15 protein-coding genes and 1 pseudogene are annotated in these 14,101 nt (G+C 63.3%); 7 read left to right on the forward strand and 9 right to left on the reverse strand.

Annotated elements, in window-relative coordinates; translation table 11 throughout:
- Positions 1-86: 86 nt before the first annotated feature.
- The 4 genes from FPJ27_RS05305 to FPJ27_RS05320 all read right to left on the reverse strand — a co-directional run bounded on the left by FPJ27_RS05305 (position 87) and on the right by FPJ27_RS05320 (position 3,359).
- A complete protein-coding gene (locus tag FPJ27_RS05305; RefSeq protein WP_072438129.1) occupies positions 87-926 on the reverse strand; it encodes an AraC family transcriptional regulator in 840 nt (279 codons plus the stop codon).
- A 149-nt stretch (positions 927-1,075) separates the two neighbouring features.
- Entirely contained in the window at positions 1,076-1,816 is a 741-nt protein-coding gene (locus tag FPJ27_RS05310) for a fucose-binding lectin II (protein WP_204422238.1), read from the reverse strand.
- 199 nt (positions 1,817-2,015) lie between these two features.
- Positions 2,016-2,849 carry a fucose-binding lectin II gene (locus tag FPJ27_RS05315; RefSeq protein WP_204422239.1) on the reverse strand — a complete coding sequence of 278 codons (834 nt, stop codon included), beginning with the start codon at positions 2,847-2,849 and terminating at the stop codon, positions 2,016-2,018.
- Positions 2,850-2,969: 120 nt separating this feature from the next.
- Positions 2,970-3,359, reverse strand: a complete 390-nt coding sequence (locus tag FPJ27_RS05320; RefSeq protein ID WP_072438133.1) for a fucose-binding lectin II — start codon at positions 3,357-3,359, stop codon at positions 2,970-2,972.
- Positions 3,360-4,285: 926 nt separating this feature from the next.
- Here FPJ27_RS05320 and leuA point away from each other — a divergent pair.
- From leuA to arsH, 6 genes are all read left to right on the forward strand, one after another.
- A complete protein-coding gene (leuA, locus tag FPJ27_RS05325) occupies positions 4,286-5,995 on the forward strand; it encodes a 2-isopropylmalate synthase (RefSeq protein ID WP_177318369.1) in 1,710 nt (569 codons plus the stop codon).
- A 133-nt stretch (positions 5,996-6,128) separates the two neighbouring features.
- Positions 6,129-6,536, forward strand: coding sequence for a peptide ABC transporter ATPase (locus FPJ27_RS05330; protein WP_072438137.1), 408 nt, complete (start codon positions 6,129-6,131; stop codon positions 6,534-6,536).
- Between the two features lie 205 nt (positions 6,537-6,741).
- Positions 6,742-7,077 carry a metalloregulator ArsR/SmtB family transcription factor gene (locus FPJ27_RS05335; protein ID WP_072438139.1) on the forward strand — a complete coding sequence of 112 codons (336 nt, stop codon included), beginning with the start codon at positions 6,742-6,744 and terminating at the stop codon, positions 7,075-7,077.
- Positions 7,078-7,099: 22 nt separating this feature from the next.
- Entirely contained in the window at positions 7,100-7,594 is a 495-nt protein-coding gene (locus tag FPJ27_RS05340; protein WP_204422240.1) for an arsenate reductase ArsC, read from the forward strand.
- Between the two features lie 64 nt (positions 7,595-7,658).
- Positions 7,659-8,729 (forward strand): ACR3 family arsenite efflux transporter, encoded by a 1,071-nt coding sequence (arsB, locus tag FPJ27_RS05345; RefSeq protein ID WP_204422241.1) that lies wholly within the window; start codon positions 7,659-7,661, stop codon positions 8,727-8,729.
- Positions 8,730-8,794: 65 nt separating this feature from the next.
- A complete protein-coding gene (gene arsH / locus FPJ27_RS05350; RefSeq protein ID WP_072438145.1) occupies positions 8,795-9,517 on the forward strand; it encodes an arsenical resistance protein ArsH in 723 nt (240 codons plus the stop codon).
- A gap of 137 nt (positions 9,518-9,654) precedes the next feature.
- On the opposite strand, the gene FPJ27_RS05355 is transcribed toward arsH, so the two are convergent.
- Positions 9,655-9,975, reverse strand: a complete 321-nt coding sequence (locus FPJ27_RS05355; RefSeq protein ID WP_072438147.1) for a helix-turn-helix transcriptional regulator — start codon at positions 9,973-9,975, stop codon at positions 9,655-9,657.
- Positions 9,976-10,164: 189 nt separating this feature from the next.
- A complete protein-coding gene (locus tag FPJ27_RS05360; protein ID WP_072438150.1) occupies positions 10,165-10,524 on the reverse strand; it encodes a SymE family type I addiction module toxin in 360 nt (119 codons plus the stop codon).
- A 582-nt stretch (positions 10,525-11,106) separates the two neighbouring features.
- Between FPJ27_RS05360 and FPJ27_RS05365 the strand changes: the two are divergent.
- A pseudogene (locus FPJ27_RS05365) lies at positions 11,107-11,232 on the forward strand (putative Na+/H+ antiporter); the annotation flags it as partial.
- On the opposite strand, the gene FPJ27_RS05370 reads toward FPJ27_RS05365, so the two are convergent.
- The 3 genes from FPJ27_RS05370 to FPJ27_RS05380 all read right to left on the reverse strand — a co-directional run bounded on the left by FPJ27_RS05370 (position 11,231) and on the right by FPJ27_RS05380 (position 13,966).
- The gene (locus tag FPJ27_RS05370) at positions 11,231-12,040 is read right to left on the reverse strand and encodes a TlpA disulfide reductase family protein (RefSeq protein WP_204422242.1); all 810 of its coding nucleotides are present in this window, start codon (positions 12,038-12,040) and stop codon (positions 11,231-11,233) included. The pseudogene FPJ27_RS05365 and the gene FPJ27_RS05370 sit on opposite strands and share 2 nt — an antisense overlap.
- Positions 12,041-12,059: 19 nt before the next feature.
- The gene (locus FPJ27_RS05375) at positions 12,060-12,899 is read right to left on the reverse strand and encodes an ion transporter (protein WP_239483317.1); all 840 of its coding nucleotides are present in this window, start codon (positions 12,897-12,899) and stop codon (positions 12,060-12,062) included.
- 482 nt (positions 12,900-13,381) lie between these two features.
- A complete protein-coding gene (locus FPJ27_RS05380; protein WP_204422243.1) occupies positions 13,382-13,966 on the reverse strand; it encodes a DUF4410 domain-containing protein in 585 nt (194 codons plus the stop codon).
- Positions 13,967-14,101: the final 135 nt, after the last annotated feature.

Here is a 14,101-nt window from a genome sequence, read left to right on the forward strand (position 1 = left end):
GCCATGCCGGTCGGCATCGTTGCAGGCGCGCATCGACGTGCGTGCCGGCGCTCAAGCGGCCGGGCCGATCAGTGCAGACAGCCAACTCACGCGGATTTTTCTACAGGCAACCAGATTTCGAGCACGCCGGTGCCCGTCACCGGGTCGTAGTCCTCGCTGTAGCGTTCGAACTCGGGCGCGTCCACCGCGTTGAACCCCGACGTCGGCAGCCAGCCGTTCCAGATGCTGTAGAAGGTCTGGTGAAGCGTGGAGATATGCCCGCTGTGTTCGAAGACCGCATAACGCTGCGGTTCGAGTTCGACGCAACGAAATGAAGCGGGTAGCCGGTCGCGACTCTTGACCTCGACACCCGCGATGTATTCGAAGCTGCCATCCGCATCCGGGTTGCAGCACACGCCATACGTTACGCCGCCGACCTGGCCGGGGATGTTGCCGATATACGGGATGAAGGCTTGCCAGAGCGCCGGAATCCCTTCATTGGTTTCAAAGGTATACCGGCTGCTCATGCCCGCGATCAACTGCCTTTCGGGGGCTTCGAAGCGCGATGGCGTAACGGCGATGATTTTCAGCTCTTTCATGCGAAGCGGCTCCACAAGAGACAACCCGTCGAGAGTGCGCCGTGCCCGCACTTCTTCCGGCGTGACGCCGAAGAGATCGCGGAAGGCGCGCGTAAACGCCTCATGGGAGCCATATCCGGCATCGAGTGCCACGTGAAGGATGTCCGGCGCGCCTTGCGCCAATGCCCGCGCCGCACGCGTCAGCCGCCTCGACCGGACATAGCGCATCACCGGCCAGCCGGTATTCATCGAGAAGAGGCGCGAAAAACCGAAGCGCGTCATGTCGCAATCGGCGGAAATCCTGTCGAGTGTCAGTTCCCTGTCCAGTTCGGTTTCGATAAACCAGAGTGCTTTTCCAACCGGGTTCATGGTGTGCCAATGAAGGTGTCGGGCGGACTATATGGTATCGGTGGCGGGAACATTTGATCGTTCTTGCGACACGCGGCTTGGCCTGGCGGGCGCGCTCAAGCAAATCGCCACGCCGGGCGGCGTGGCGATGGTCGGCGGGATTCTGCTGCTTAACCGAGCGGCCAGTTCAGGATCGCAATCCCGTCGTTATAGTCGCCGTCCGTACCGTCCTCCGATCCGACCAGCCCGAAGTAGGTCTTCTTGAAGATGTCGACCTGCCGCGAGCCGATCTTCGACGGCTTGCCGTTCGCCGTCACGACCACGCGCACCTTCCCCTTGCCCGAATTCAGCACTTGCGTGTTCAGGTTCGCGTCCTGCGTGCCGGCGCCCTGGAACGTCGCGGCCGGTTTCGGGTTGTCGTCGACGAACACCTCGATCGTCTGCTGTGCGGAAGAGTTGACGAGCGCCGTCACGCCGAACGCGATGTTCGGCGGCAGGTTGAAGATGCCGTCGCGTTCGCCGCCGGCATTCGTCGCGGGGTCGGGCTGAGCGGGTTGCGGTTGCGCGGTCGCTTTCGCGAAGTACGTGACCACGGCGCCGATGCCGAACTTCGCGGCGGCGCCCGGCAGCACGCCGGGCGCGCCGGCCCACGTCACCGTGCAGGCGACCACCTGCCCCGTTGCATCGGTCTTGACCTTGTTCTGCCAGTTGCTGATGTCGAAGCTGTACGGCACGGTGGAGAGGTCGACGAACACGTCGTATTGCGGCAGCTTTTCCACGAGCTGCGCGGTCATGAACTGACGCATCCGGTCGAGCACGGCCTGGTCGCCGCCAGCCTGCACGGCGGTCGCGTCGTTGCCGGCGAGTTGCAGGAGCGCGTACAGATCGTCATGGGTAAACGGTTGTGGCATGTCGTCCTCGTCGTAATGGAAGGTCTCGCGTCGCGCGGCCGACGCATCGGTTTCGCCGTGTCGCGCGCGGAGCAAAGCGTGGGCAGTCGAGGCTGCCCGAATGAATCGCAATGCGTGGTTGGCCCTGTCGCCCTTGCGATACCGAAAGCGGCGCGCAATCCATGCCGCGCCGTGCGTCCCTGTTATTGACGTCCGTCGATCAGCCCAGCGGCCAGTTCAGGAACACGATGCCGTCGTTGTAGTCGTCGTCCGCGCCGTCTTCCGACCCGACGATCCCGAAGAACGATTTCTTGAAGATGTCGACCTGTCGCGAGCCGAGCCGCGACGGCTTGCCGTTCACCGTCACGATCACGCGCACGCGGCCCTTGCCGGAGTCGAGCACCTTCGTGCCGAGGTTCTGGTCCTGCACGCCCGCGCCCTTGAACGTGGCGGCCGGTTTCGGGTTGTCGTCGATGTAGATGTCGATCGTCTGGTCGTTCGACGCGTTGGTGAGCGCGGTGACGCCGAACTTGATGTTGGCCGGGAGATTGAACGTGCCGTCGCGTTCGCCGCCGCCGCCGATGTTGCCGGCGCCGCCGGTGCCGCTGCCGCCGCCGGTTTCGGCGCCCTGATTCCCGCCGGATTGCGACGACGATTGCGCGGCCGTTTCACCGATCGCGGAAAGGCTCGCGAACGAATCGATATGCATTGCGCTGCCGCGCACGCTTTTCCACTGGCCTTTCACGAACGTGTGGCCGTCGGCGACGTCGATGGCGACGACGAGCGTGAACGGTATGCGGCTGGGATTCTCCGGCACTTTGGAGAAGTACGAGAAGGCGCCGTCCGCGACGATCCCCTTGTTGGTCGTAATGACGAAGTAGATGCCGGGGAAATTGTTGCCGGTGGCGTACGGCGTCGGCACGTTGAGCGTGACCAGCAGCTTGCCGTCGCGAATGTTTTCTTTCGCGAGGTCGAGATAGAGGCCGGGGATGTCGACGTAAGTCTCGGACGTGACGACGGGCGCGCTGTTGATCGATGCCGAAATGATGGGCATGGCGGTCTCCTGAAGGCGAAACGGGTTTGGATTGAGTTGCTTCGCGTTTTCGATGCACAACCGCCGGGCTGCCGGGTAGTCGGTGGCCCGGCGGTCATCGGTCGATCGGCGTTTAGCCCATCAGCCGATCGGCCACTGCAGCACGACGATGCCGTCGTTGTAGTCGCTGTCGTGGCCGTCTTCCGACACGACGATCCCGAAGTTGACCGTGAACGGCGACCCGTCCGACTTCTTGCCGTTGATCGGTGCGAGGCGTGCGTCGGTGGCCGACGGCTTGCCGTTTACCGACACCTCGAAGCGGATCTTGCCGTTGCCGGAATTCAGCGTGTTTTCGCGCGGGCCGTCGCGCGTGGTCAGCTTGTGATAAGCAGCGGGTTCCTTGCTGTCGCCGATAAACAACTTGATGTGCTGTTGTTCGGCGGCATTCGCGAAGAAAATCGCGCGGAAATCGGTATTCGGCGGAATCGAAAATTCGCCGGCGCGATTGGATGACGTTTGAGAATCGGCCATGCTTTCCTCCTGAAGAACAGTAGTAAGGCGTCTCCCCGCGTCTCGCAAACGTTTGCCGTTTGAAACGCGGTTCGACAAGCATGTCGAAAAATAAATAAAAAAATATTCAGATGAGAATGGTAATTGTTCAGTAAATCGAAAGCCAAAGTGAATCGATTTAATGAAATATGTTTAATCGAGGGTGTTTTTATATATTCCGGAAACTATATCGACGCGCGTGTCGTTTTTCTGAATAGTGCTCGGTATAGGCGGATCGGCTGCGGTGCAATCGGGCTTCGGGGCGAGCGCTCGGTGTTCGCATCTGGCAGCGTTCGTTTCAACATCAGCATCTCTGTCGTGGCCGCGCCCACCGGCCACCACCGAACGCCCACGCCGAAGCCCGATCGCAAGAGAAGGGTGCGCGGCGACCGGCGAAGAGGATGGACCGACTCACTCCGAACATGAATAGGACCTCACCGGCGCCGCACCCGTGAAGCATAGCGACGGGCGCGGCCGCCGCCTATCGGACGGGACTGATTTTGCAGGCGGCGCGGCCATGCGATGCACGCGCTCCCCGTTGACAGCCCCCTCCGCGTTGTGATCTGATTCCGGCCATGCAAGCCGCCCAGCCCCTCTTCTCGCTACGACTACTAGCCCTTTGTTCCGGGCTGGGTCTGCGGCTGCGCGCTTTCCATCTGCTTCTTTCCTGAAGCGCCAGATTTCCCCCGTATCACCGACCTGGCCCCGGTTGTCGACCGGCGCCTGAGTTCGTCTTTTCTCCGTATCGCTCCGCTCCGTCCCGGTCGCCCAACCGTCAAGGCCGTCGTTCGCCGTACCGCTTTGCCGCTTTTTTACCGCTTTGATCGCTGCGTGCGCAGCCGGCCTCCGCTGCTGAAGGCCGCCGCGCCGCGGTTTCCCGACAAACCGACCGAGGACCGAACATCATGATGCTGAAGAACCCTGCAACGAAATACCGGCCGTTCACGCCCGTCAATCTGCCGAACCGCACGTGGCCGTCGCGCACCATCACGCACGCGCCGATCTGGATGAGCACCGACCTGCGCGACGGCAACCAGGCGCTGTTCGAGCCGATGGATGCGGCGCGCAAGATGCGGATGTTCAAGACGCTCGTCGCGATCGGTTTCAAGGAGATCGAGGTGGCGTTCCCGTCGGCGTCCGAGACCGACTTCAACTTCGTGCGCGAACTGATCGAAGGCGGCCACATTCCCGACGACGTGACGATCGAGGTGCTGACGCAGGCGCGCGACGATCTGATCGAGCGCACCTTCGAATCGCTGCGCGGCGCGAAGCGCGCGATCGTGCACCTGTACAACGCGACCGCGCCGGAATTCCGCAAGATCGTGTTCGGCCTCGACCGCGACGGCGTGAAGCAGCTCGCGGTGAATGCGGCGCGCACGATCAAGCGCTGCGCCGATGCGGCGACCGACACGCAGTTCACGCTGCAGTACAGCCCGGAAACGTTTACGGCGACCGAGCTCGACTTCGCGAAGGAAGTCTGCGACGCCGTGTTCGACGTGTGGCAGCCGACGCCCGAGCACAAGGCGATCGTGAACCTGCCGGCGACTGTCGAGGTCGGCACGCCGAACTTCTATGCGGACCAGATCGAATGGATGCACCGCAACCTCGCGCGTCGCGATGCGCTGATCCTGTCCGTGCATCCGCACAACGACCGCGGCACCGCGGTCGCGGCGGCCGAGCTCGCGGTGATGGCCGGTGCCGATCGGATCGAGGGCTGCCTGTTCGGCAACGGCGAGCGTACCGGCAACGTCGATCTCGTGACGCTCGCGCTGAACCTGTACACGCAGGGCGTCGATCCGGGCCTCGATTTCTCGCAGATCAACGAAGTCGCGCGCACCGCCGAGGAATGCACGCAGTTGCCGATCCATCCGCGTCATCCGTACGTCGGCGACCTCGTGTTTACCGCGTTCTCCGGCTCGCACCAGGATGCGATCAAGAAGGGCTTCGCGGTGCAGCGCGCCGACGCCGTGTGGGAAATGCCGTATCTGCCGATCGATCCGAGCGATCTCGGCCGCACGTACGATTCGATCATTCGCGTGAACAGCCAGTCGGGCAAGGGCGGCATCGCGTACCTGCTCGAGCAGGGTTATGGCGTCGCGCTTCCGCGTCGCCTGCAGGTCGACTTCAGCGCGGCCGTGCAGCGCCTGACCGACGACAGCGGGCACGAGGTGACGAGTGCGCAGATCTGGTCGCTGTTCCAGCAGGAATACGTGGAGGGCGACGCGCCGCTGCGCTATGTCGGCCATGAACTGTCGGAGCGCGACGGCCGCGAGACGATCGTGCTGACCGCCGACGTGCACGGCGAGCGCCGCGTGCTGCGCGGTGAAGGCAACGGTCCGCTCGACGCGCTGATGCATGCGTTGCGCACGCCGTTGCGAATCCAGCACTACGAGGAACGCGCGCTGTCGCAGGGCGCCGATGCGAAGGCGATCGCGATCGCGGAACTGGCCGGTTCGGGCGTGCGCGGCAGCGCGTTCGGCGTGGGCATCGACGCGAACCTGACGACCGCGTCGATTCGCGCGGTGATCAGCGGCGTCAACCGCGCGTATGCGCGGGCGGACGAAGCGGCGCAGGCGACGTTCTTTGGCGCGCAGGCGGCGGCGAAGGCCGTCGCGTAAGCGGGATGGTGACGGCCGCGCCGGCGGCGCGGCCTGACAAACCTGACAGGAGATGACTCCACGCAACGGGCGTATCGTGCTAGCGGCGCGCGCGGGGCCATTTTCCCGCGCCCATCACCATGAGGAATGCGTCATGTCGAAGCTCGATGCCCTGCGGGGCGACATCAAGGGGCAGGCCCAGGAAGCGGATCGCCACAACCTGGTTCGGCCGGACGTAAACGGTGCGCTGTGGGCGCGCGGCCTGACGACCAAGCGGGTGGCCGACCTGTTCCGGACGCTGCCGGGCTTGCCGGGTCACTGGATGCAGTTGCAGAACGAGGTCAACGCCGGGAATCGCTACTTCTACGGCGGCATCCAGAACGGCAGCGTGACGACCGAGGAAGGGAAGGCGCTGATCCGCTGGATCGCCAAGTCGGTCGTGAGCGCGGCCGAGAAGGCGTCGTTCGACTTCCCGCTGCAGCAACTGCGCTTCACGGCCGATATGGGCTGGCTCAAGCTGCAGCGCGTGTCGGGGCGCGTGATGGTGTTCTCGCAACCGTGAGCCGTGCGTCGAAGCCGATGCTGACGGCCCGGGGAGCGCATCGGGACGTGCATCGGGAAGCGCGCGGCGCGTAGTTGAAGGCCGGGCTGTCGTCGGGTGAAGGGTTCGCCCGCTGGCGCAGTCGTTTTGTTTGTCCCCGTTCGTTGGCCACCGCTTCATCTCGAGGTGGCTTCTCGGAATTCGATATTTCGATTATTATCGAATAATGGAAACGAACCAGACCATCGCCGCGCTCTCGGCACTCGCACACGAATCCCGGCTCGCCGTCTTCCGCACGCTCGTGCAGGCGGGACCGCAAGGTCTGCCGGCCGGGCAGATCGCCACGCTGCTGAATGTACCGCCTTCATCGTTGTCCTTTCATCTGAAGGAGTTGGCCCATGCAGCGCTCGTCACGAGCCGGCAGGAAGGCCGCTTCGTCATCTATGGCGCGAACTTCGCGACGATGAACGGCTTGCTGGCCTATCTCACGGAGAACTGCTGCGGCGGCAATCCGTGCTCGCCGGTGTCCGCGTGTTCGACGTCCGGCCCGCAACCTTGCTGAAGCACCTTCGCATACGCCGCCCATGACCACGAACGTCCTGATCCTCTGTACCCACAACTCCGCGCGCAGCGTGCTCGCGGAAGGCATGCTCAATCATTGGGCCGCGAAGCTCGGCAAGGACGTGCGCGCGTACAGCGCCGGCAGTGCGCCGAGCGGCCGGCTCAATCCGTTCGCGCTGGAAGCGCTGACGAACGCCGGTGTCGACGTAAGCGGCTACCGCAGCAAGAGCTGGGACGAATTCACGGGCGACGGCGCGCCTGAAATGCGCGTCGTCATCACGGTATGCGACAGCGCGGCCGCGGAGGCGTGCCCGTACTGGCCCGGCAGCCCCATCAAAGTGCATTGGGGTTATGCCGATCCGTCGAACGCGGTGGGCGGCGACGAAGGCAAGCGGCTCGCGTTCGAACTCACGCGCCAGGCGATCGGCTATCGGATGCTGCAATTGCTGGCGCTGCCGCTCGATCGCATGAGCAACGCCGAACTCCAGGCGGCGCTGACCGAGATTTCCCGGAGCTGACCGTTCGCATGGCGGCCGGCCGAATTCACCGGACGCCAGCGACTTCGAGACCGATACCCGCCCAATGAACACGTCCAACGCCGCTCCGCCGGGGCAGGCTGTCGCCAAGCCTTCCATCAACTTCTTCGAACGCTATCTGACCGTCTGGGTCGCGCTGTGCATCGTCGCCGGCATCGCGCTCGGCCAGGCGCTGCCCGGCCTGTTCCAGCAGATCGGCCGGATGGAATACGCGCAGGTCAATCTGCCGGTCGGATTGCTGATCTGGGTGATGATCATCCCGATGCTCGTCAAGGTCGACTTCGGCGCGCTGCATGAAGTGCGTCAGCACGTGAAGGGCATCGGTGTCACGCTCGTCGTGAACTGGCTCGTCAAGCCGTTCTCGATGGCGTTCCTCGGCTGGCTGTTCATCCGGCATCTGTTCGCGCCGATGCTGCCGGCCGATCAGCTCGACAGCTACATCGCGGGCCTGATCCTGCTGGCCGCCGCGCCGTGTACGGCGATGGTCTTTGTATGGAGCCGGCTGACGGGCGGCGATCCGCTGTTCACGCTGTCGCAGGTCGCGCTGAACGACAGCATCATGGTGATCGCGTTCGCGCCGCTGGTCGGCCTGCTGCTGGGGATGTCGGCGATATCCGTGCCGTGGGCGACGCTGCTCACGTCGGTCGTGCTCTATATCGTGATCCCGGTGATCCTCGCGCAGCTTTGGCGCAAGCGGCTGCTCGCGAACGGGCAGGCGGCGTTCGATGCCGCGATGGCCAGGATCGGCCCGTGGTCGATCGCCGCATTGCTGGCCACGCTCGTGCTGCTGTTCGCGTTCCAGGGCGAAGCGATCCTGAAGCAGCCGCTGGTGATCGCGTTGCTCGCGGTGCCGATCCTGATCCAGGTGTTTTTCAACTCGGCGCTCGCTTACTGGCTCAATCGCGCCGTGGGCGAGAAGCACAACATCGCGTGTCCGTCGGCGCTGATCGGCGCGTCCAATTTCTTCGAGCTGGCAGTCGCGGCTGCGATCAGCCTGTTCGGTTTTCATTCCGGCGCGGCGCTGGCCACCGTCGTCGGCGTGCTGATCGAAGTGCCCGTCATGTTGCTGGTGGTGCGCATAGTCAACCGGTCGAAGGGCTGGTACGAACGTGCTTGAGCAAACGGGAGAATCCATCTGCATGAACTACGTCACGATTCACTGCAATTACGCGGAGGGTACGCATGTCTGACCGTCTGGATGACCTGCCGCAACTCGACGTCGAATCGTTCCGCGTGCCGGATGCCGGCCAGTTGCGGCCGGCGGTGCCGTCGACGTATCCGCCCCGGTTCCTGCTTTTGTACGGCTCGCTGCGCGAGCGTTCGTTCAGCCGCCTGCTGATCGAGGAAGCCGCGCGTTTGCTCGCGGCAATGGGCGCCGAGGTACGCGTGTTCAATCCGAGCGGCCTGCCGCTGCCCGACGATGCGCCCGAGAGTCATCCGAAGGTCGTCGAGTTGCGCGAACTGGTGCAGTGGTCGGAAGGCATGGTGTGGTGCTCGCCGGAGCGGCACGGTGCGATGACCGGCATCATGAAAGCGCAGATCGACTGGATTCCGCTGTCGATGGGTGCCGTTCGCCCGACCCAGGGCAAGACGCTCGCCGTCATGCAGGTCAGCGGCGGCTCGCAATCGTTCAATGCGGTGAACCAGATGCGCGTGCTCGGACGCTGGATGCGCATGCTGACCATCCCGAACCAGTCGTCGGTGGCGAAGGCATTCGCGGAATTCGACGAGGCAGGGCGGATGAAGCCGTCGGCTTATTTCGATCGCGTGGTGGATGTGCTGGAGGAACTGGTCAAGTTCACGCTGCTGACGCGGGATATCGGCCCGTATCTGGTCGATCGGTATAGCGAGCGGAAGGAAAGCGCGGAGGAACTGGCGAAGCGCGTCAATCAGCGCAGTATCTGACCACGCGCATGAATGGCGCGCGACCACGCGGCGTCGATGCTGAGTCGTTCGCCGCCGCGTGCGATCAGCGTCAGCGTGATGACACCAAGGTTGAAGACTGTTGCGAAAGCGCGAAGTGCAGGCCGTCTGCTCCGGTGTTACTCGGTAACCGTGACGCCTGCCGAATGCGCGAGATGCGCGGGCCGCACCACGATTTCAACATGCTGGCCCAGCGACACCAGCGCTTCCATCACCTGATCCAGCGAAATGTTCTGGAGCTTGTAGCCGCGCACCTGAGACACCTCCGGCTGCGTCATACCCGTGATCGCCGCTGTCTCGGCCTGGCTCAAGCCGCGCTTGTCGATCAGCTGGTTGAGCTTGAGCGCGAGCGAAGCCTTGGCCGGCAACGCAATTGAGTCGTCGAAACCGAGGTCCAGCAGCACGTTGTCCATGCCTTGCGGATGGTCGTTGCGGTTCATCGTTGATCTCCTGTTTGCCGATATCCGTTTCTGCTTCGTCGATTATGGCCGGTCACGAGTAGTTCGCAAGTGCCGGCATGGTCGCGATCGCGTTGCGACCATGCCGGCAGATCGAGCGGTATCAGCATTCGCCGGCGCACCGCGCTGCATCTTGCGCGGCACATCGACGATACGATTCAGCGCCCGTGATCAGCGCGAACGGACGTCGGCTTCTTCCATTCCGGCCGGATGCCGGCGGCGCCTCAAACCCGTCTCCGTATCCACAATGGGGAATTCGGGACGCCCCTTGAGATCGAGATAGGTCTCTTCCATCGGCGTGATAACCAGCCGCCGCTCCGTTACCTCGATCCGCACGCGTTGTGCGGGTTCGAACCCTGCCGTTTCGATCCAGCGGCCCGACAACTTGATCCACGGATACAGCGGCGGTGGCTTCTTCGGGCGATGCTTGTTGCGAAGAATCGACTTGATTGTCCGGTATCGGTAAGACTCCTGAATCGTCACGAAACGATCGGGGAAAAGGGCGGGTGCGCTATCATTCGCGTCAGCCATGACTAACTCCTGTGGTGAGTTGGTTGTGGTCAGCGGGCCGTGGGTGTTGCTGCACTCACGGCCCGCGCTCGCTTACGCGTCGAAATCGGACCAACATCCTTCGCATCACGAATAACCATTCACGAAGATCCATTCATCCGCACGCGCAAACGTATCTCCACTGTAGGGGAATTGGCGGCTGCACAGGGATCCGTTATGTGCGTTTCTACCAACGTTAGCCGTTCGGTCTGGTTTTGTATGCTTATCGGCCAGGGTGCCAAAGAGGTCGCCCATGCGTCGTGCACGACGAAGCCGTAAAACATCCTGTCGGGACGATCCAAAATTGTTTAGGATAACTGCTCTAATGACTCGATGTGCGCGATGCGCCGCGCCGTACAATCGGTCCCGTCCGTCTCATTAATCGGACTGGTCCGATTGGGACGGCTCCGCGATCGCGATACCCTTCGGATACCGGGTCTGAACGGCGTCCTGCCTGTCGCCACCCGTTTGCCATTCCCGTTCGCGAGACCGCACGTTGTGCGACCCATCGTGTTTCACCCGGCACCAGCCGCGTGCCGGATTTTCAATTCAATGGATTCCGACATGCCCCATACCGTCGAACTTGCCGGCGCGATCATCTTCGGTTTCGCGCTGCTGCACACCTTTCTCGCGAAGCGCTTCGAAGTGCTCGCGCATCGTCATCCGCGCCACGCGGGCCTGTTCCACCTCAGCGACCGAAGCGCGTATTCACCGTGTCCTTGAGCCTTGCGGCGGTGATCTCGCCCATGTGCGACTCGACGAGTTTGCCTTTGTCATCGAAGAACAGCGTCGTCGGCAGCCCGCGCGAACCGTAGGTCCGCATCGCGCCGAGCGAGCGGTCGAGCAGCACGTGGTCGAAGCGCAGCCCTTTGCGTTCAAGAAACGCGCTCACGGTCTGCACATCCTCGCCTTGATTGATCATCAGGAAACTGACGCCCGGGTAATCCCGCTGCGCCTGCGCGAGGATCGGCATTTCGCGCTGGCACGGCGGGCACCAGGTCGCCCACAGGTTCACGACGACGGGTTTGCCCGCGTAGCGGTTCGGTGCGACGGGCGTCGCATCGAGCGTCTCCACGCGCAGCGCGGACAGCGGCGGCGCCGTGCGGTCGAACGTCGCCAGCACACCCTGCGCCGCACCCCAAGCCAGCATGCCGGCGGCGATGCCGGCGAGCGCGGGGCGCGCCAGCCCCGGCAGGCGGCGCGACCGCCAGCCGATATAGGCGAGCGCGACCGGCAAGCCGATCCACCAGGTAAAGCCGCCGTCGCCGAGCGCGACGATGGATTTCGGTGAGGCGAAATAGTCGGGCCACCAGCGCGCGATATAGCCGACGCGAGCGGCGATCAGCCCGATCAGCAGCGCGTCGAGCAGCAGGCTCGCGGAAGTTTTGTGCTGACCATACGGTCGAGTGCGCTGCGCGAAGCGCGCGACGAGCCACGCGATCAGGGCGGCGATGGCTACGGCCACGACCCTTACGGAAAAGGGGCCGATGCTCAGCATGAGAAAGCGTTCATTGTCATTAATTGAATGAGGAATGCGTTGATGATGGGCGGTCAGGCACACGCTGCGTTGCCGTGGTGCTGGCATCGTCGCGTTGCTTCGATGCGCATGCGCCGCAATGCGGACAGACTGCCGCACCGGCATCGCCGGACGATGCTTGCTGCGCCCGTCCGCGTTCGAGCGCGGACGCGACGAGCTCCGCGCCCATGATACCGGTCGGGAACGCGATGATGCCGTAACCGAGCAGGATCGCGCACGACGTGATCAGCCGGCCGAGCGGCGTGTGCGGCGTCAGGTCGCCGTAACCGGTCGTGCTCATCGTCACGGCGGCCCAGTACACGCCGACCGGAATGCTCGTGATGCCATTCTCGGGGCCTTCGACGAGAAAAATCACCGTGCCGAGGATCACGACGATCACGAACATCCCGCCGATGAACACGAAGATCTTGCGCCGCGCACGCGAGAGCGCGCGGATCAGCATCTGGCCTTCCTCGAGATAGATCGCGAGCCCGAGTATGCGGAACACGCGCAGCAGCCGCAGCAGGCGCACGTCGATCAGCGCATGCAGGCCGGGGAAGAAAAACGCGAGATAGGTCGGCAGGATCGACACGAGATCGACGATGCCGAAGAAGCTGCGCGCATAGGCGGCGGGCTTGCGCGCGGTGAACAGCCGCACCGCGTATTCGGCGGTGAACAGCAGCGTGAACGCCCATTCAGCCGCGTACAGCGCGCTCCCGTACTGCGCGTGCAGTTCCTGCACACTGTCGATCATCACGACGAAGACGCTCGCGACGATCAGCGCGAGCACCGCGATGTCGAGGCCGCGGAGAAAGCTGGGGCGACGGATCGCGTCGCGCATCGTATGGACGAGGGGGGCGGTCGAGAGGTTCACGGGTCGGAGTTTACGTGCCGCCCGATGCCAATCCTATCGGACCTGTCTGAATTGCCGGTGGGTCTTCTTGCGCCCGAAAATCAGACCAGACTGATTCCCGGATGCGGAGCGCTCGTCAACAATGGATCTACCGGACGGCGTGGTGGCTGGCCGGTGTCTCCGTCTGAACACGGAAGACCTCTCCTTTACGGCTGCTTCAGGGCAGCCGTTTTTTTGCCGCCTTGCGTACGACGCCGATCGTCGATACAACGAAGACACGGACGAACGGATGTCCGATCGGAATGCGGCAATCGAAGCCGCGACGCGTGCCTGTTGCCAAGGGGGCATGCTCAAAGGAGACTCTGCTCGATGAAGATCGTTGCGGTCGCAACCCGCATCGTAGCCGTTGGGTGAGCGCGGCGGCTGCCGCCCGACGGGCCGCGAATCCGCGGTCCATCGGGCGTCGGACATTACAGTTTCTTCTCGTGAGCCGCGTCCGCTTGTTGCGCGCCGGCCGACGGGTCGAGCGTCGACAGCGTTTTCTCGGTGAAATTCTCGTACAGCCAGTCCATGCGTGTCCCGTCCATACCGGCGATGCCGCCGAGTGCATACGATGCCGACACCTTGAAGCGGTCGAGCTGACGATTGTCGGTGCCGACGAGCGTCACGGTGCCGTCGACATAATCGCTGCCCGCCATGAAGCCGAACATGACCGCGGAGAAACTCGAGCGCACCCGAATGCCGGTCACTTCAACGTTCAGCTGCATCGCATCGGTTGAATCGGCCTTTGCCAGAAGCTTGCGTGCGTACAGCGCGTTTTCGATTTGCTCCTGCAGTTTCTTGGGGCTGAACTTCAGATTGTCTTTCAACGCTTCCTGGGCAGCCGCGTCCAGCGTAACTTTCACGATAATCGGCTTGGTGCCGAATTTGGACGTCGACGCAGTCGCGGTGGCCTCCGCCTGATTACCTGCGTCGCGTGTCACGCTGCTTGCGCAGCCCGACAGGAAGCCGATCGTCACCAGTGCCAGAGCGGCATGACGGATAACAGATTTCATGATTTGGTCTATGGATTAAGGTTATTAGAGATGGCTCTGTGGCCGGGCGGAAATTTATCACGGGGGGATCTGATTCAAATGGTCGAATTGATTGAAAACACCCCGGCATTTATTCGCCACGGACTTTTCCGCGGA

Source organism: Burkholderia sp. MS455 (assembly GCF_016899445.1).
GTDB classification, from domain to species: Bacteria; Pseudomonadota; Gammaproteobacteria; order Burkholderiales; family Burkholderiaceae; genus Burkholderia; species Burkholderia pyrrocinia_C.